The 19,152-nt window shown below is 52.7% G+C and carries 15 protein-coding genes; 8 read left to right on the top strand and 7 right to left on the bottom strand.

Annotated elements, in window-relative coordinates; genetic code table 11:
• Positions 1 to 4: 4 nt before the first annotated feature.
• From RAL91_RS15580 to RAL91_RS15560, 5 genes are all read right to left on the bottom strand, one after another.
• Complete coding sequence (locus tag RAL91_RS15580) at positions 5 to 1,276, bottom strand: TRAP transporter large permease (RefSeq protein ID WP_306257166.1); 1,272 nt, start codon at positions 1,274 to 1,276, stop codon at positions 5 to 7.
• A gap of 21 nt (positions 1,277 to 1,297) precedes the next feature.
• Positions 1,298 to 1,798: a TRAP transporter small permease gene (locus tag RAL91_RS15575; RefSeq protein ID WP_306257165.1), complete on the bottom strand. Its 501-nt coding sequence runs from the start codon at positions 1,796 to 1,798 to the stop codon at positions 1,298 to 1,300.
• Between the two features lie 29 nt (positions 1,799 to 1,827).
• Positions 1,828 to 2,880, bottom strand: coding sequence for a TRAP transporter substrate-binding protein (locus RAL91_RS15570; RefSeq protein ID WP_306257164.1), 1,053 nt, complete (start codon positions 2,878 to 2,880; stop codon positions 1,828 to 1,830).
• Between the two features lie 103 nt (positions 2,881 to 2,983).
• Entirely contained in the window at positions 2,984 to 3,763 is a 780-nt protein-coding gene (locus RAL91_RS15565; protein WP_306257162.1) for a GntR family transcriptional regulator, read from the bottom strand.
• Between the two features lie 182 nt (positions 3,764 to 3,945).
• Entirely contained in the window at positions 3,946 to 4,719 is a 774-nt protein-coding gene (locus tag RAL91_RS15560) for a DeoR/GlpR family DNA-binding transcription regulator (protein WP_306257160.1), read from the bottom strand.
• Between the two features lie 113 nt (positions 4,720 to 4,832).
• Between RAL91_RS15560 and RAL91_RS15555 the strand changes: the two genes are divergently transcribed.
• Positions 4,833 to 7,262 (top strand): FAD-dependent oxidoreductase, encoded by a 2,430-nt coding sequence (locus RAL91_RS15555; RefSeq protein WP_306257159.1) that lies wholly within the window; start codon positions 4,833 to 4,835, stop codon positions 7,260 to 7,262.
• 15 nt (positions 7,263 to 7,277) lie between these two features.
• A complete protein-coding gene (locus tag RAL91_RS15550) occupies positions 7,278 to 8,207 on the top strand; it encodes a choline/ethanolamine kinase family protein (RefSeq protein ID WP_306257158.1) in 930 nt (309 codons plus the stop codon).
• Positions 8,208 to 8,354: 147 nt separating this feature from the next.
• Here RAL91_RS15550 and RAL91_RS15545 read toward each other — a convergent pair whose 3' ends face one another.
• On the bottom strand, positions 8,355 to 9,122 hold the full coding sequence (locus RAL91_RS15545) for an inositol monophosphatase family protein (RefSeq protein ID WP_306257157.1): 768 nt from the start codon (positions 9,120 to 9,122) through the stop codon (positions 8,355 to 8,357).
• A gap of 3 nt (positions 9,123 to 9,125) precedes the next feature.
• Positions 9,126 to 9,950 (bottom strand): DeoR/GlpR family DNA-binding transcription regulator, encoded by an 825-nt coding sequence (locus RAL91_RS15540; RefSeq protein WP_306257155.1) that lies wholly within the window; start codon positions 9,948 to 9,950, stop codon positions 9,126 to 9,128.
• Positions 9,951 to 10,161: 211 nt separating this feature from the next.
• Here RAL91_RS15540 and RAL91_RS15535 point away from each other — a divergent pair, with 211 nt between their 5' ends.
• The 6 genes from RAL91_RS15535 to RAL91_RS15510 all read left to right on the top strand — a co-directional run bounded on the left by RAL91_RS15535 (position 10,162) and on the right by RAL91_RS15510 (position 19,090).
• Positions 10,162 to 11,103, top strand: a complete 942-nt coding sequence (locus tag RAL91_RS15535; RefSeq protein ID WP_306257154.1) for an ABC transporter substrate-binding protein — start codon at positions 10,162 to 10,164, stop codon at positions 11,101 to 11,103.
• A 121-nt stretch (positions 11,104 to 11,224) separates the two neighbouring features.
• The gene (locus RAL91_RS15530) at positions 11,225 to 12,250 is read left to right on the top strand and encodes a glycine betaine/L-proline ABC transporter ATP-binding protein (protein ID WP_306257152.1); all 1,026 of its coding nucleotides are present in this window, start codon (positions 11,225 to 11,227) and stop codon (positions 12,248 to 12,250) included.
• Positions 12,247 to 14,253: a proline/glycine betaine ABC transporter permease gene (locus RAL91_RS15525; protein WP_306257151.1), complete on the top strand. Its 2,007-nt coding sequence runs from the start codon at positions 12,247 to 12,249 to the stop codon at positions 14,251 to 14,253. The genes RAL91_RS15530 and RAL91_RS15525 overlap by 4 nt, the downstream gene beginning before the upstream one ends.
• A 19-nt stretch (positions 14,254 to 14,272) precedes the next feature.
• Positions 14,273 to 15,151: a phosphotransferase gene (locus RAL91_RS15520; protein ID WP_306257150.1), complete on the top strand. Its 879-nt coding sequence runs from the start codon at positions 14,273 to 14,275 to the stop codon at positions 15,149 to 15,151.
• A gap of 12 nt (positions 15,152 to 15,163) precedes the next feature.
• Positions 15,164 to 17,614 (top strand): FAD-dependent oxidoreductase, encoded by a 2,451-nt coding sequence (locus RAL91_RS15515; RefSeq protein WP_306257149.1) that lies wholly within the window; start codon positions 15,164 to 15,166, stop codon positions 17,612 to 17,614.
• Positions 17,615 to 17,827: 213 nt separating this feature from the next.
• Positions 17,828 to 19,090, top strand: coding sequence for an ABC transporter substrate-binding protein (locus tag RAL91_RS15510; protein WP_306257148.1), 1,263 nt, complete (start codon positions 17,828 to 17,830; stop codon positions 19,088 to 19,090).
• Positions 19,091 to 19,152 lie beyond the last annotated feature (62 nt).

The raw sequence follows: 19,152 nt of genomic DNA, 5'->3' as shown, positions 1-19,152 counted from the left end.
GGTTCTATCCGAATAGTCCGACGAGAAAGAGCGAGATTGGCGGGAAATAAGTGATTAGCAGCAAATCCACGATCAGGACCAGAATGTAGGGCCAGATCGCGACGACGATCTGCTCTATGGAAACATCCGTGATGGCCGAGGCAATGAAGAGATCAACGCCAAGTGGAGGCGTAACAGTCCCAATGCTGAGGTTCACCGAAACGATGATGCCGAACAGGACCGGATCGATGCCAAAGCTCATAGCGGCAGGATAGAGAATTGCTGTGAAAATGACGATTGCCGCAGCGGCGTTCATCATGCAGCCGACAATCAACAAAAAGATGTTCACGAACAAAAGATAGAGGATCTGATTGCCCGCGATATCGGCCAGGAATGCGGATACGTTCTGAGGGATCTGATTGATTGTAATGAGCCAGGCAAAGACGCCTGCGGCATTCATGATGAACATCACAACGGCAGAGGACATAACAGCGCGGGTGAACGCTTTGACAAGACCCTGAAAGGTGAGTTCCCGATAGGCAAAGCCGACAATCAGGCCGTAAAGAGCGGCAACGATGGCCGCCTCGGTTGGCGTGAAGATGCCGCCATAAATACCGGACAGGATGATGACTGGCATCAAAAGCGGCCAGAAGGCCTGTTTGAAACTGCGCCAGATTTCGCTGCGACCCTGAAATTCTGTTTTTTCAATGCCTTCGCGGCCACTCAAATACCGATTCATGATCAGCAAGGAAATGCAGATGAGAATGCCCGGGAAAAGTCCGGCGAGAAACAGATCAGCAATTGAAACACCGGTTACGAACCCATAGAGGATCAGCAGAATTGACGGAGGGATGATCATACCGGTCACACCGGCTGCAGCTATGGTGGCCGCCGTGTATTGCGGTCGATAGCCTTTTTCGGCCATGGGCTTGTTCAAAACGCCGCCAATGGCGGCAACGGTTGCGGCGTTGGAGCCGGAAAGCGCTGCAAAGAAGCTTGAGCCAAGAACCGCGACGGCACCCAGACCACCCGTGAGATGGCCAACAAGTGAATTTGCAAACCCGACGAGCCGGCGTGACATGCCGCCTGTCGACATAATTTCACCCGCCAGAATGAAAAACGGAATGGCCAGCAGCGGAAATGAATTATTGGTTGAAAACATTCTCTGGACGACGATTTCCAGGCTGATATCGCTGATCACAAGACCGATAACACTGGCCAGTCCGAGAGAAACCGCGATGGGAACCCGCAGCAACATCAAGGCTACCAGAGACCCGAAAATGGCAAAGGTGGTCATTATTTTCGTCTCCAGATGGGCTCAGCGATCATCCGCTACAAGCTGGTCGTCGGCAGCTCTGAATTGGTCGATGAAAAGTTCCAGCGCATAGATCAGCAGAAATCCCATCCCGACCGGAATGGCCGCGTAGACCCAGGCCATGGATACTTCCAGTGCGGGTGAGATTTGAGGGGCGGATCGGGCTGTCAGATGATAGCCGCTCCACAAGATTGTGACGAAGAAGATCACGCAGGCGAGCGTTGAAAACAGCAGTGCAATGCGTTTCGGCTGAACTGGAAGGCTCGCCACCAGGATGCCGATTGCAGCATGCATCTTGCGGCGATAGGCCACTGCAGAGCCGAGGAAAATCATCCACACAAACAGATAGCGGATCAACTCATCAGGAAATGCCAGCGAGCTTTGAATGATAAACCGGAAGACAACTGTTGCAACGCCCAGCGCCAGCATGACCGCAAATGCGGCGGCACAAAGCGCCGTCAGGATGCTTTCTGACAAGTCCAAAACTTTCTTGACATTGTCCATTGTCTGTCTCCTGACGGCGTATCTGTGTATTACTTGGCGTCGACGGCGGAATTGATCAGCTCTTCACCGATTTTTTCGCGATACTCATCCCAGACCGGCTCCATGGCAGCCTGAAACGCTTGCGTCTGCTCTGGTGTCAAGCGGGTGACAGTCATGCCGTTGGCCGCCATTTCTTCCAGATACTGAGCCTCTACAGAGTTGAGTTCAGTACGCTCCCAATCCTGTGTCATTGTTGCTGTTTCCTGGAACAGGGTCTGGACTTCAGCCGGCAGCTGCTGCCACATTTTATCATCGGCCAGGAACATGATGCCCGCCCATTGATGGTTGGACAGGGTGATGAAATCCTGAACCTTGTCAAAGCCAAACGCTTTCACATTGCCAACAGGATTATCCTGTCCATCAACAGTACCCTGTTGCAGGCCGGTGAAAACTTCCGACAAGGCCATTGGTGTCGGGTTGGCTCCAAGTGCCGTGAATGTCGCGACATTCAAGGGGTTGTTCACCACACGAAACTTGATGCCCTTCATGTCATCAGGTGTTTCCACCTTGGTTTTGGCTGTTGTGATTGTGCGGAAACCACTTTCATACATGCCGATGGTGCGAATGCCGGTTTTTGCTAACATGTCTGCGTAAAGACCTTGGCCAACTGGTCCGTCAGAAACCGCATAGGCATGGGCGCTGTCGCGGAACAGAAACGGCAGATAGAAAATATCCAGTGGTGGGTAGAACGACGCGACATTGGTGGTTGGCACAAGCGCAAAGTCGACGACACCGATTTGTATGCTCTCGACAAGATCACGTGATGAACCAATGGTTGAGTTTGGAAAAACCTCGATTTTGACTTTTCCGCCACTCTTTTCCGCCACTGTATCGGCAAACATTTGCGCGCCTTTGGCAAGCGGATGGCTTTCATTGTAGGGATGCCCGAATTTCAGTTGCATGTCCGGCATATCCTGAGCGAGGGCACTTGTTAGCGTTCCTGTCAGTGCCATTCCGCCGATTGCGAGCACGGCTGTGGCGGTGCGTGCATGCCGCAGAAGGCCGCCGAGTAGGCTGGTCTGTTTGGATAGAGTCACTTGCATTGCTTGCTCTCCTGTTTTGTTTGTCTCCACATGACGTGCGGTGGAGTACTTGATGATGAGCCTTTGAGCTCATTCTCCCTGTTGCGCTTCGTTGAACGCAGTTTCATTTGACTGTTCGGAAATCCGGTTTGCCGTTCTGCGAAAACGGTACGATTTCAATCATGCGGTCGCTGGGTGGAACGAAAATGCGTTGCCAGGTGATTGGTGTATCGCGGTAAGTCATTCCGCCGATGGACCAGACAATTCCGTATTGCCCGGCGGGCACATTCAACTGGCGCGCCACACGCGGTGGGAATGGCAGGCAAGCCATCATTTGCCTCGTGTTCAATGTGGGTGCGTTGAAACGCTCTGCCAGCATGTCGCGGAATGACACGCCGTTCAGCGTGGCTTCGCTCATTTGCGCCAGCTCTGAAAAACGGTCGGCTGGCAGGTAAATCTCGCTGAACACCTCAAACTCATCATTGATCGAAACAATGCGGTGAATGTGGACATATTGTTCTACCTGGGAGCCGAAAAATGTGCTCCACGGGCCGCTTTCGCTCGTCAATTTCACACTGAGGATTTTGAAGTAGACCGGGAGCAGTTGTTTGCCGCCTTCCGCCATAAAACGGAAATGCATGAGCTGGCCTTCCTGCGCCTGCGCACCGGAAACGAATGTACCGCGTCCATGGCTGCGTTCGACCACGCCCATTTGGACAAGACTGCGCAATGCCCGCTGGATCGTGCCCAGACTTGCGCTCATCTCAGTTGCCAGCTGATCTTCGGATGGCAATTGGTCGCCGGGGACCCATCTGCCGTCCTCTATCGCTTTCAGAATGTCTTCAGAAATCTGCTTGTGTTTGGCTTTCGCAGATTTTGGCTGATTGGCATTTGCTGGCTGCATCGGGATCACACCATCGGTTCCATGTCCTATATAGGACTTTCATCACAAACGATATAATCCAGCAAATATCCCGTCAAGTCCTATAGAGTTATTTTGACAAATTGAACAGATTTTGAACATGACGCTGAAAAAAGCATCGCGATTTTGGCAGAAATGACTGCAAAATATGCTGTGGGTATGGGTTAGGACGCTTTGTTGGCCAGACCCGTTGGCAGTTCTGCCGACATTCCGGCCAGAAGCTCCGCATATTCCGGGTCGGGTTGCCGGTCTGTTGTCAGAATGCTGTCCGGGATCGGTTTTGGCAGGCTGATCTGCATATGTTTGTCTGTGAATTTTGAAGCATCTACGGCCCAGACGTGCCTGTCGGCAATGCTCATCAATGCCGCGCACATATCAGCTTCACATTGTTCCTGAACCAGAAAGCCCCGCTTTGGATGCACGGATGAAGCTGACAGGAGTGCCCAATTTGTGTGGTGGGAGGCAATGGTTTCGTAGGCCATCCGATCAAATGCCGCGCCATCATGATTGCGCAATTCTGAGCCCGCCATGTAAATGCGGTTGCCGGGCACCATGGCCAATGTGCTGGCGATGAATGTCGAGTTGGTGACCACTGTCAGATCATGGTGTTGACGCAGGGCCTGAGCCACAAAGGCTGAGGTCGAGCCGGTGTCGATTGCAACGGAATCGCCTGGCTTGATCATCTGCGCGACTTTGTTGGCAATTGCGATCTTGGCCTGTTTGTTGCGATTCATGCGCGCCAAAAAGGGCGGGTCTGCAAGGCTTTGTGTGCTGACTATGGCTCCGTGAATTTTCTTAACTTCACCACGATCCACCATGGGTTTCACGACGCGGCGAATGGTCTGGTCAGACACGTTCAGCAGTTTGGCCAGTTCGCTTACACCGACTGAGCCGCGCAGGCTCAAGGCATTTCGAACATCCTGCTCGTATTTTGACATGCTGACATACCTTTCGCTGGCTATGGTATATCAATACAAATCAACAAAAAAGTTGATAATTATTGTTTTGGATTTCATAATTTTGAGGAATCATCAACAAGGGCGCGCTCGCAATGTCTGATCCAACCTCCCGCCACTCCGCAAAACACCTGATCATCGGAGGCGGCATCATCGGATGTTCCATCGCCTATCATCTGGCAAAATTCGGCGAGAAAAATGTTGTGCTGTTGGAAAAAGCAGCTCTCACCGAAGGAGCAACATGGCATGCCGCCGGGCTGGTTGGGCAATTGCGTTCCAGCCGCAACACCACGCGGATGCTGCAGCGTTCAGTGGCACTTTACGACCGGCTGGAAGCGGAAACCGGTCTCGCTTGTGACTGGAAGAAAGTCGGAAGCCTTCGGCTGGCAGCCTCGCAGGATCGCATGCTGGAAGCCAAGCGTCTTGCCACAATGGCGAAGAGCTTTAATCTGGAAATGCAGATTATTTCGCCGGGCGAGGCGAAGGAATTGTTCCCATACATCAACATGGATGGTTTGCATGGTGCAGCCTTTATTCCCTCAGACGGCCATGTGGATCCGGCGAGCCTTTGTCAGTCCATAGCTGCCGGTGCGCGCATGCATGGCGCGCAATTGCGGCAGGGAGTCAAAGTTCTGGACTTTACGGTTCAGGATGGACGCATAATCGAAGTGATAACAACCGACGGCATCTTTGAAGCTGAAACAGTGACCCTGGCCAGCGGCATGTGGAGCCGCGAGCTGGGGCAGAAGCTGGGTCTTTCCATTCCTGCCTGTGCGGTGGAACACCAATATATCGTGACAGAGCCAATTCCAGGATTTCCGGAAGGGCTACCAACACTGCGCGACCCGGACAGGCTGGTCTATTACAAGCCAGACGCAGGCGGACGGTTGGTCATTGGCGGCTATGAAGATGATACAATTCCCTTTGGTGACAAAGGGATACCGGGTGAGTTTGTCCGTCAGCTTCTGCCAGAAAATCTGGATCGTTTTGAACCCCTGGCAGTTCATGCAGCGGAAGTAACGCCGATTGTAAACGAAGTGGGTATTCGTCAGGTTATCAACGGCCCCATTCCCTATTCGGCTGATGGTGACTTTGTGTTGGGTCCCGTGCCTGATTTCAAGAATCTGATGCTGGCAACCGGTTTCCTCTATGGCATTGCTGCAGGCGGGGGTGCCGGGGAGATGATTGCTGAATGGCTGGTTGAGGGACGGCCAAGCCTTGACCTCTGGCCACTGGATGCGCGGCGTTTTGGGCCGCATCAAGGCGCGCGATCCTACATGTATCCACGCGCGGTGGAACATTATGCGCATCATTACAAAATGCGCTATCCCGGTCAGGAAAGCAGCGTTGCGCGTGATTTGCGTAAAAGCCCGCTTTATGAACGGCTTAAGGCCAAAGGTGCTGTCTATGGTTCCAAGAATGGTTGGGAAAGGCCTTTGTGGTTTGCGCCCGAAGGTGTGGAGCCGGTGGATCAACTGGATTTCCTGAAACCGGGCTGGAAGCGCTATGTGGCTGAAGAGCATAAGGCTGTGCGCAACAATGTGGCGCTGGTTGATCAAAGCAGTTTTTCCAAATTTGAGCTGGTCGGGCAGGGCGCTCTGGACGCACTGCAATACATGGCTGTGTCTAATATGGATAAGCCGCTTGGCTCTGTCATTTACACCCAGCTTTGCAATGAGCGCGGTGGCATTGAAGCTGATGTGACGATTACCCGGTTGGGAAGAGATCATTTTTACATCGTCACTGGTGCCGGTTTTGGTGTTCACGACAGTGACTGGATCAGGCGTAACCTGCCGGCTGATGGCTCTGTGGTGTTGGTGGAAGTCACGTCTGGCTGGGCCGTTATCAATTTGTGCGGGCCAAAGTCCAGAGACGTTCTGCAGGCCGTCAGTGAGGATGACGTTTCCAACAAAGCGTTTCCATTTGCCAAAATGCGGACCATCACCATTGGTGCAGCGCCGGTTCGCGCCATCCGTATTGGCTATGTCGGGGAGTTGGGGTGGGAACTGCATGTGCCGACAGAATTTGCCCAGCATGTCTATGATCAGTTGTGGCAGGCAGGAGACCCATTTGGTATTCGCGATATCGGCTACCGGGCCATCGACACGCTGCGTATGGAGAAAGCCTATTTGTATTGGAGCGCAGATATTACGCCCGACTACACGCCTGTCGAAGCCGGACTGGCCGGGCGTGTGCATTTGAAATCAAAGGGTGCGTTTCTGGGGCGTTCTGTTCTTGAACAACAGAAAACGGGAGGCACGGAGCAGCAACTCTGCTGCTTTGTATCAGACGCGGAACTGCCTCTGTTCGGCGGCGAAACCATTTTGGCTGACGGAGAGGTTGTGTCTTTGGCCTCCAGCGTTGGCTACGGCACGACACTAGAGCAGACGATCATTCTGGGTTACTTGCCAACCAAATTGCTCGAGCGGGTGGATTTCATGCTTGAGGCGATGGGTGAGTTGCATATGATCAGAAAAGTGAAAGCGCCGCTTTACGACCCTGACAATGAACGTCTAAAGGCCTGAGCGGGAGGGAGCCCTATGAGTGAATTTACCGAAAGCGTGCAGCAGGCGCTGCGCAATGTGCCACGCCTTTCCAACGTTACGCTGGTAGACAGCCAATTGGTTCGACTGGGTGGACTGACCAATGTGGTGCACCGGGTGGACCTGGCCAATGAAACTCTGATTGTTCGAATTCCTGGAAAGGGAACCGAGGAATATATTGACCGTGCCGTTGAGTTGAACAACGCTCATGCTGCTGCGCTAGCCGGTGTGTCGGCAGAGGTGATATGGGGCGATGCGAATAGTGGCATCATGGTCAGCCGCTGTATTGAAAACATCGTCACGATGACGCCGGAAACGTTTAAGGAGCGGCCTGGTGCGCCTGAACGTGCTGCTTTGGCATTTCGGAAGCTGCATCAGTCCGGAGAAGAGTTCCAGTTTCGATTTGAGTTGTTTTCCATGATTGAGGATTATCTGAAGGTGCTGTCCGGTAAAGACGCTGAATTGCCAGAGGGATATTCTGAAATTGTCGAGGCAGCCGAACCTGTTAAAACGGTTCTTTCAGAAAATGAATCCGCTTTGGCGCCCTGTCACTGTGATCCTCTGTGTGAAAATTTCCTCGATGACGGGACACTTATGTGGATCGTCGACTGGGAGTATTCCGGCATGAATGATCCGATGTGGGATCTGGGCGATCTGTCAGTTGAAGCTGGATTTACTGCAGAACAGGACAGAGCCATGATGGATGCCTATTTTGATGGGCAGGCCAGCGATGCAGAGTTCGGACGCATGGTGGTCTACAAAGCCATGTGTGATCTGTTGTGGACCTTGTGGGGCCTCATCCAGCATGCAGACAAAAACCCGGCTGATGATTTCTGGGCTTATTCAGTCAACCGCTTTGAGCGCTGCAAAACGCTGATGCGAAGCGCTGAATTTGAGGCACATTTGAATGCAATCAGGGCTGGGTAGCGTATTGGCCCTTTGTGGGCCCGCGGAATAAATCCGAGGGCGACGATGGAAGCGTGTCGACAGAACTGATTGAAATCAGCACCTCACGCCGTCTTTCTCGGATAAATTTCGAGGACCGATGGGTGGTGAGGACCAAACCCGTGTTGGCTAAGGTTTTTTGATCAGCTCCAGAAGACTTGCGTGAATATCCTGGTTCGCAGCGCTTATCACCCGTCCATCTGATTGCAGTGTCAGGTCATTGCCGTCCCAGTCGGTCATTATGCCGCCTGCGCCTTTGACGACACAGACCAGTGGCAGATAATCATAGGGCTGAAGATCAAAGTCGATCACCGCATCAATATGGCCGGACGCCAGTAACATGTGGGGATAGCAATCATAGGCAAAGCGCCTTAGCTGGCCGGTAGTGCAAAGGCGCTGAAACAGGGTCGGGTGGGTTGCCGCGATTTTTTCACCCTCGTTGATGTAAAGGGCAGCCATTGAAAGATCTTTGGTCTCGGACGTGGCTAGAGGTTCATTTGCGTCCTTGAAAGCGGATTTGCCGTCTCCTGAATAAACCTCATCCAGTTCCGGCATTCTGACAATGCCGAATTGAGGTTCTTCATTTTTCAGCAATCCCAGAAGCATGCCGTATAAGGGATTTCCGCTGATAAAAGAGCGTGTCCCATCTATCGGGTCGATGACCCACTCATAGTCGCTGTTTCCTGCTTTGCGGCCAAATTCTTCCCCGAATATGCTGTGATCCGGGAAGCGTTTCAGCAATTCGCGGCGCAGAAAATCCTCTGTTTCCCTGTCAGCAATTGTGACCGGGCTTTCATCGCTCTTCTGGTCTATCGAGAGCGTGGAACGAAAGTATTTTTGGGGTGTCTTGCAGGCATCGGCAGTAATGCTGAGCGCCGCCATCATCATTTCATTCATAAACTATGCGCTTTCTCGATTGCGGCTATTGTCGTCCGTCAGAACCAGCTCTACCTCACTTTTATGCAACATATCGCAGATATCAGCAGGCGGCATTTGATCGCTGATCAGCATATCGAAGTCGGACGGGTCAGACAGAATGATGGGTCCGGTTTGATTGAATTTGGAACTGTCCGCCGCCACAATACGAATTCGCGCGCGCGATGAAATCTCGCGGGAAAATTCAGCCTCTTCAACGTCATGCAGCATAAAGCCAGCAGATGCGTTGATGGCGGCAACCGACAGAACCGCATATTGCACGTTGAACTGTCTGACATATTCCAGTGCTTCGCGACCAAACGCGCCACCATCATGGGCACGTAATTCACCACCGGCCAAAAACACGCGGTTGTTGTTTCTGGAGGCGAGCGATTGAGCCACTGACAGGGAGTTGGTGACGACAAAGAGATCACGATGGTTTTGCAATGCGGCCGCTATGTGGGCGGTAGTCGATCCGATATCGAGAAACAGTGTGTCGCCGGAACAGATGATTTTCGCAAGATGCGCGGCGATTGCCTGTTTCTGAAAGGAGTTTTCAGAAAAACGTGTGTTGAAGGGCTCTTCCACATGGCCACCGGTTATGTGCACACCGCCATGGACTTTGCGGACGGCACCAGCATTAGCCAGTGTTTTCACATTCCGGCGAATGGTTTCTTCCGACACATTCAGTGTTTCTGCCAACCAGTGAATTCGGCCTGACCCGCCATGCTGTTGCAGGGTCTCCAGGATCTCCCGTTCCCGGTGATTAGTATGCTTGATGAGCGGTTCCGTGGCATTTGCCTTGGCCATCATTATCTCCTGACAACTCAGATTTGTTGCGCAACCTGAGATCATTCCCGACTGTTGATAAGCATTAATCCCACATCAAAAACAACATAAAACAGCAAAAACCAACAAATTTTGTGGCTTTAACATTGACGGGGCCTTCAAATTGGCCAAAGCTTTCAATGGTGAATTTACCAGCAGTTCTGAAATTGAACCTATCGGCTTGGAGAATAGAATGAAAACCTCATTGATATGCGGCCTTGCGGGGGCGCTTTCCCTTGCAGCGATGCCCGCTCTTGCAGAAGTGGAATCGACTGATCCAATCAAACTGACCCTGCATGACTGGACAGGTCAGCTCCTGACAACCAACCTCATGGGCGAAGTTCTGAAGAAAGCCGGATACAATATCGATTATGTCCAGGCTGATTACATTGCTCAGTTTGCCGGATTGAAAACCGGCGATTTGCACGTTGCCATGGAAATCTGGGAAACCACGGGCCGCGAGGCTATGGACGAGGCAACTGGCACCGGAAACGTTCAGAATTTGGGCGAAACCGGCATGCAGGCCATCGAAGAGTGGTGGTATCCAAGTTACATGAAAGAAACATGCCCCGGTCTTCCGGATTGGGAAGCTCTGAACGCCTGTGCAGAAGCCTTTTCGACTGCGGAAACAGCTCCGATGGGCCGCTATCTTGGTGGACCCGTAACCTGGGGTGGCTTTGATGATGAGCGTGTTGAAGCGCTTGAAATGGACTTTGAAGTTGTTCATGCCGGAACCGATGCTGCTTTGTTCGCCGAGTTGGAATCAGCTTATCAGCGTAAAGCACCGATTGTTCTTTGGGTCTATGCACCGCATTGGGCACCAACCAAGTTCGATGGCGAGTTTGTAGAATTCCCGGCTTACACATCAGAATGTTACAGCGACCCGGCCTGGGGCTCCAATCCTGATATGGCCTATGATTGCGGTAAACCGCGTGGTCCGATCTGGAAAGTTGCCTGGAGTGGTGTTGAAGACAAATGGCCTGGTGCGCATGCCATCATCAAGTCATTCAATATCGACAATCAGGAAATGGGCGACATGGTTGCCAAGGTCGATCTTGAAAGCGAAAAGCTGGACGATGTCGTTGCCAACTGGATGACGACGAATGAGTCCCGCTGGCAAGAGTGGATCAAATAAGAATCCAACTCGACTGACTGCCAGTTAAATATAGGGTGCCGGGCCTGATTTGCCCGGCACCGATCTGCCGTGGCAAAGTCCTGACTTCAAAATTAACATCGCTGAGCCGCCGGGAGTTTATATGGAAAAGTCGGTGAAATTGTCGTGCCGACATGTCTGGAAGCTGTTTGGACATGGTGCCAAGGAATTTCTTGCAAAATCGGGTGATGGTCCATCTCTTCAGGAGTTGCAGAATGCCAATCTGATTGGTGCTGTTCGGGACGCGAATATCGAGGTCCTGGAAGGCGAAATCTTCGTCATTATGGGGCTGTCCGGATCCGGCAAATCAACATTGGTGCGCTGCCTGTCGCGTCTGGTTGAGCCGACAGCGGGTGAATTGCTGTTTGAAGGCGTTGATCTGCGCAAAATGTCCGAACGCGAACTGATTGAAATCCGCCGCCATAAGCTTGGCATGGTGTTTCAGCACTTCGCGCTTCTGCCCCATCTGACCGTTCTCGATAATGTCGCCTTTCCTCTGGATGTTCAGGGTCTTGATAAGGCCAGCTGTGAGGCCAAGGCCCGACAGGTGATTGATCTGGTTGGCCTTTCAGGCCGGGAGTTGAATTATCCGCGCGAATTGTCCGGTGGACAGCAACAACGTGTGGGCATTGCCCGCTCGCTGGCTGTTGAGCCTGAATTATGGTTTCTGGATGAGCCTTTTTCCGCGCTTGATCCGTTGATCCGGCGTGAAATGCAGGACGAATTTTTGCGCCTGCAATCGATGCTCCATAAAACCATTGTTTTCATTACGCATGATTTTGATGAAGCCATTCGACTGGCTGATCGCATCGCCATCATGAAAGATGGCGAAATCATTCAAATTGCTACGCCAGAAGAACTGGTGATGAACCCGGCGACCGATTATGTCGGTGAATTTACCAAGCATATTCCAAGAGCCAAGGTCCTGACAGTCGGATCGGTGATGTCGAAGGAGATCATTGAGGGCAACGACACTGTTTCGGTCTCTGCACGTATCGAAGAGATTGCAGACAAGGTGGAATCCGCTGGCAAGCCCATGAGCGTTGTTGACGCGGATGGCAAGCCTGTCGGGTCTATCCGACCATCAACCATCATCGACGTGCTTGTGGGTCGAAAGGTCATTTCATGACCCAAAAAGCCGGTCGGCTCTTCTCCCGCACATCTGTTGTCTGGTTTGCCCTGCTGCTGATCACGTGGTTGTTGTCGACTTACAGCCGTGACATGTCCAAAGCGCTTGAAGCCAAATGGATCACGCGGTTCCCGGCTGGCTGGCGTCTGTCGCTCAAGAACGACATTTCAGCCGCTATGAAGTGGCTGGTAGAGGAAGCCGATTTTGGCCTGTTCACATTTCGCGAGGCAACGCGCGGTTTAGCCTGGCTGATTGAGCAGCCCTATAATCTGGTTCTGTCAGTTCTGTCTTCCGGATTTATGGAGGGGCAGGGTTCTGGTGCGGTTCAAATTCTCCCGCCCTTAAGCTGGATTGCGGTCACCGCAATTGTCATCGCAGCCGGGCATTTTGCCAAAGACCGGAAATTGGCCCTTCTGATGGGTTTGGCCTTTCTCTATCTGGCAGTATTTGGCCAATGGGACAGCGCCATGGTCACGCTGGCCTCCATTATCATTGCTGTGCCTTTTGGTGTGGCGGGCGGTCTTTTGCTTGGCATTGCCGCTTATCGCTGGCACTGGTTTGATCAAGCACTGAAGCCGATCCTTGATCTGATGCAGACCATTCCTGTGTTTGCCTATCTGGTGCCTATTCTGTTTCTCTTCGGGTTCGGGCCGGTCTCGGCTCTTGTGGCAACCATCATTTATGCCATGCCGCCGATGGTGCGCATCACCACTCTGGCCTTGCGTGCAGTGCCGGACGAAATTGGTGATTTCGGTGTGATGTCGGGCTGTACCCAACGGCAATTGATGTGGAAAGTGCTTGTGCCAACGGCAAAGCCGGACCTCATGGTCGGTGTCAATCAGGTCATCATGCTGTCGCTGAATATGGTGATTATCGCATCCATGATCGGGGCAGGTGGTCTTGGATTTGATGTGCTGGCATCGCTGCGCCGTCTGGATATTGGAGCCGGTCTTGAGGCAGGCATTGCCATTGTTGTGTTGGCCGTTGCACTGGACCGTCTTAGCCAGGCATTTGCGCAACCCCGTCAGTCTGGAGAAGAACGGCACCGATCCGAGAGTTTTCTTAAACGCTATCCCAGAACCCTGTTTGTGGTCGTGCTCAGTATTGCCTGTCTGGCTGCCGGATATTTCTTTGCTTTCATCCAAAGCTATCCGGAAGCCCTGCAGGTTACAACGGGGACGTTCTGGGACGAATTGGTCAAGTCCATCAACATTAATTATTTTGATGATCTGGAAGCGGTGAAGTCTTTCATGCTGTCAACCTTCATGCTGCCGGTAAAGCGGTTTTTGGGCGGTATTCCATGGGCCTGGGGCTGGTTTTTGATTGCGGCTGCCGGTTGGTATTTTGGCGGTTGGCGTTTGTCACTGCTGTGTGCGGCGCTGGCGTTTTTTGTGATCGCAAACGGACTTTGGGCCAAGGCCATGGTGACAATCTATCTGTGCGGTGTGTCAGTTATTATTGCCACGATTATCGGCATTCCGATCGGCCTGTTTTCGGCCTTGAACGAACGGGCAGACCGGATTGTCGGCGTCATAATCGATACTTTGCAGACCTTACCGAGCTTCGTTTATCTGATCCCGGTTGTGATGCTGTTCCGTGTCGGAGATTTCTCGGCGATGATTGCTGTAGTGCTCTACGCGCTCGCACCTGCCATCCGCTATGCGGCGCACGGTATCAAGACGGTCGATCCCCAACTCATTGAAGCCGGAATTGTGTCTGGCTGCACAAAACGGCAATTGCTGTGGCGCATCCGTGCGCCGCTGGCTCTGCCGGAGATCATGCTGGGTATCAATCAGACCATCATGCTGGCGTTGTCGATGTTGGTGATTACCGCTTTGGTGGGCACACGCGATCTGGGCCAGGAAGTTTATATTGCGCTGACCAAGGCAGATATCGGACGCGGTATAGTTGCCGGACTGGCCATTGCCGCCATTGCAATTATTGCCGACCGAATGATTGCCGCCAGCGCACAATCCATGCGCAAGCGTTACGGGTTGGCATGATGGCTTGGAGGCGAGGGCGATGAACGCAATCCATCTGGAACTGCTGCGCAAGCTGGATTTCTGGTCCGGACCTATTGAAGCCACGGATTTGAGCGGCGGCATAACCAACGTCAATTATCTGGTGCAGGATAATAACGGGAAATATGTCGCACGGCTTGGCAGTGACATTCCTGTGCATCAAGTGATGCGCTTCAATGAATTGGCAGCCAGCAGAGCTGCCCATGCTGCTGGAATCTCACCGGCGGTGCGGCACTTTGAACCCGGTGTTCTGATCCTCGACTATGTGGACAGTCGCACCCTTGCTGCTGAACATGTGCAGGATCAGGCGACACTGGAACGCATCCTTCCGCTGGTCAAAGCCTGCCATCGCGACATACCACGGCATTTGCGTGGCCCGGTTCTGACATTCTGGGTGTTTCATGTTGTTCGTGATTACGCGGCAACCCTGCGAGACGGCGGTTCCAGCCATATCAGCCTGCTCTCCGAGCTTCTGACATGTGCTGACAGGCTTGAGCAGGCGTCCTCACCAATTGATCTGGTCTTTGGCCATAATGATCTGTTGCCAGCCAATTTTCTCGATGATGGCACCCGCCTCTGGCTGATCGATTGGGACTATGCGGGTTTCAACTCGCCCTTGTTTGATCTGGGCGGCCTTGCTTCCAACAATCAGCTTTCAGAAGCGCAGGAAAGCTGGCTTCTGGAAACCTATTTTGAACAACCCGTCACAGCGGAGTTGCTGCATCGGTACAGCGCCATGAAATGCGCCTCGCTGCTGCGCGAAACCATGTGGAGCATGGTGTCTGAAATCCATTCAGATCTCGCCTTTGATTACGCCGCCTACACCGCAGAAAACCTGGCAGGGTTTCGCGCTTCTTATGAATTATTTCGACAGTCTTGAGGACCAGGCAGAATGAGTGATTTTCCAAAAACAGCCAAAGCCGTGATTATTGGCGGTGGTATTGTTGGCTGTTCCACGGCCTACCATCTGGCCAAGCTTGGCTGGACGGATACTGTTTTGCTTGAACGCAAGAAGCTGACCTCTGGCACCACATTTCATGCCGCTGGTCTGGTGGGGCAACTTCGCTCCAGCGCAAACATCACGCAATTGCTGGGTTATTCGGTCGATCTTTATGATCGGCTGGAAGCGGAAACCGGACAGGCAACCGGCTGGAAGATGAATGGCGGTTTGCGCCTTGCCTGTAATGAGGAGCGTTGGACCGAGGTCAAACGTCAGGCGACGACAGCTCATTCATTCGGTCTTGATATGCAATTGCTGACCCCAAAAGAAGCTTTGGAGCTGTGGCCGTTGATGACCATTGATGATGTGGTTGGCGCGGCGTTTTTGCCAACTGATGGTCAGGCCAATCCGTCTGATATCACGCAATCATTGGCGAAGGGCGCGCGCATGGCCGGTGCGCGGATCATCGAAGACACGAAAGTGACTTCTATTGAGGTTGAAAAGGGCAAAATCAAAGCCGTCATTACCGATCAGGGCCGCATTGAATGCGAAGTTGTGATTTGTTGCGCAGGGCAGTGGAGCCGGACATTGGCAGCCAGTGTCGGTGTTAATGTGCCGCTGGTCTCAGTTGAACATCAATATATGGTCACAGAGTCGATTGAAGGCGTGACGTCCAATCTGCCAACTCTACGTGATCCGGACCGGTTGACTTACTACAAGGAAGAAGTTGGTGGTTTGGTAATGGGTGGTTACGAGCCCAACCCGATACCCTGGGCAAATGACGGCATTCCATCCGGGTTTCATTACACGCTGCTGGATTCCAACTTTGATCATTTTGAACAATTGATGGAACTGTCTCTGGGCCGTGTTCCGGCATTCGAACATGTCGGTGTCAAGGATCTGGTGAACGGACCTGAGAGCTTTACGCCGGATGGCAATTTCATTTTGGGCGAGGCACCGGAGCTTGATAATTTCTATGTGGGCGCGGGGTTCAATGCCTATGGCATCGCCGCTGGCGGCGGTGCTGGCATGGCGCTGGCCGAGTGGGTCGACAAGGGCGAACCGCCTTATGATCTGTGGCCGGTGGATATACGCCGCTTTGGACGCCCGCATTTCGATACAGACTGGGTGCGCACGCGGACAATGGAAGCCTATGGCAAACATTACACTATGGCCTGGCCCAATGAAGAACATGACAGCGGGCGGCCTTGTCGCAAATCACCGCTTTATGAATTGCTGAAATCCTCCGGGGCCTGCTTTGGCGAAAAGCTGGGCTGGGAACGGCCAAACTGGTTTGCTGATCTGGAAGGAGGTGAGACTGCTAAAGACGTCTACAGCTTTGGTCGCCAGAACTGGTTTGACGCGGTGGGACGGGAACATAAAGCGGCGCGTGAGGCTGCAACTCTGTTTGACCAGACCTCCTTTGCCAAATTCGTGCTGAAGGGACCGGATGCTGAGGCGGCACTGAGCTGGATTGCGGCCAATGATGTGGCGAAGCCCGTTGGATCATTGATTTATACGCAAATGCTCAACGACAAGGGCGGCATTGAATGCGATCTGACTGTGGTCCGTGTTGCCGAAGATGAGTATTACATCGTAACGGGCACCGGGTTTGCGACCCATGATTTTGATTGGATTTCACGCAATATTCCTGACGGGCTAAACGCACAATTGGTGGATGTGACATCTGCCTATTCTGTCTTGTCCCTGATGGGGCCAAATGCGAGGAAAATTCTTGAAGAGGCAACCCGTGACGATGTGTCCAACGAGACATTTGCCTTCGGTACGTCTCGTATTATCGGCATTGGCGGCTGTCCGGTGCGCGCATTGCGGGTGACTTATGTGGGCGAGCTTGGGTGGGAGCTGCATCTGCCAACGGAATACGCCACCAAGGTTTATGCTGTTCTGACAACCATCGGTGAAAAATACGGGCTGGCGCTTGCCGGATACCGGGCCATTGAAAGCCTGCGTCTTGAGAAAGGCTATCGTGCCTGGGGATCGGATATTGGCCCTGATCACACACCCATCGAGGCAGGGCTTGGTTGGGCCGTGAAATTAAGAAAGAACATTGACTTCAAAGGCCGTGAAGCAATGCAGCAGCAAAAGAGTAATGGCGTGCGCAAAATGCTGGCTGGATTCACCGTGGATGATCCGGAGATTATTCTGGTTGGCCGGGAGACAATTTACCGAAATGGAGAGCGGGTTGGCTGGCTGACCAGTGGTGGTTTCGGCTACACAGTCGGCAAGTCGATAGGCTATGGCTATGTGCGTAATCCCGAAGGCGTTGATAAGGCGTATCTTGAATCAGGCGACTATGAGCTGGAAGTGGCAACGGTTCGGGTGAAAGCGCAGCTTCACACCAGCGCCCTTTACGATCCAAAAATGGAGCGTGTCAAAATCTAGTCAGCAGTGCCGTTACTGACAGTCTGAGCTTTTTTGATGATATTTTCGGGGTATGGCCGGTTTAAAGGCATGTTCCTGTTGTAAAATCAGACTGTGTGTTACGCGGGATAGACGCTCCGGGATCAGAGAAACGGAGTTACTGCTCCAACCTCCATCGGGAGATTGCGGTCAATTCCGCAATCAAATGTGTAACGAGGTTCTTGGGAGGAACTCATGAAACTGAAACTGCTATCTACCATTTCCATGGCAGCTATTGTTGCTGCAGGCGTGGCAAATGCTGCCTCGCATTCCGAAAAAATGAAAGTTGGTGTGCTGGCTACGCTGGAAGGCACATATACCGTTCTTGGGGAGGACGGCATTCGTGGTTTGAAAACCGCTATGGGCCAGTTCAAAAGCATGGCCGGTGGCAAAGAAATCGAGCTGGTCATCCAGTCCACTGATGCATCTCCGGAAAGTGCCGTACGCGGCGCACGCAAGCTGGTTGAGCAGGATGGTGTTGAGGTGGTGATTGGACCTCTTTCCGGATCGGAAGGCATTGCCATTCGCGACTATGCCAAAACGCAGCCTCAGGCGACTTTTATCAATGGTATTTCTGGCGCTCAGGAAACCACCTATGTGACACCTGCCGAGAACTTCTTCCGCTTCAACACGGATGGAGCTCAATGGTCTGCCGGTCTTGGCGATTATGTGTTCAATGAAAAGGGCTATAAAACTGTTGCCACAGTTGGCGAAGATTATTCCTTTATCTACACACAGGTCTTTGGCTTCGCGCTTGAGTATTGTGCTGCCGGTGGCGAAATCACCGAGCGGTTCTGGGTGCCTTTGGGAACCAAGGATTTCGGCTCGATCATCGCGGCACTGCCTGATGATGTGGACGCAATCTATCTCGGCCTGGGTGGCGGGGATGCAGTCAACTTCCTCAACCAATACCAGCAGGCTGGTGGTGATGCCAATCTGATTGGTGGCAGCATCATGGTTGACGGAACAGTTCTCAACTCCAAAGGCTCCGCCAAGGATGCCTTGATTGGCACTCCATCTTCCGGACCCCAGGCCGATACATGGGATGATCCAAAATGGCAAACCTATGTGAAGGCCTATCAGGATGCATTCGCGCCTGAAGATCGCTTCCCGAGCCCATCACTTTTGGGAACCGGTTACTACAACGCTACAACAGCTGTCCTGACCTGCCTTGATGATGTGAACGGGGATTTGTCAGACGGTCATGCGGCTTTCCGTCAGTGCCTGTCGACAATTGAACTGGATGCTCCGAACGGCAAAATCACGTTGGACGAAAACCGTCAGGCTGTTGGAACCAACTTCGTATCAGAGGTGATTCAGCTGGATGACGGCACACTTGCAACCCAACTGGTTGCAATGAAAGAGAATGTGAACCAGACGCTGGGTATCGATAAGGATAAGTTTGCGGCTATCGGCCTTCCTTCACGGGAAGTTCCGGCATGTAAGGCATCCTATTAATCAGTAGGGTTTCTTTCCCGGCCCGGGAGGGTTCGTTTCTCCCGGGCCTCTTTTTCCTCACC

It is taken from the genome of Pararhizobium sp. IMCC21322, from assembly GCF_030758295.1.
Classification (GTDB): domain Bacteria; phylum Pseudomonadota; class Alphaproteobacteria; order Rhizobiales.
Note: the sequence above shows the minus strand (reverse complement) of the source record. Positions and strands in the feature narration are given on the sequence as shown.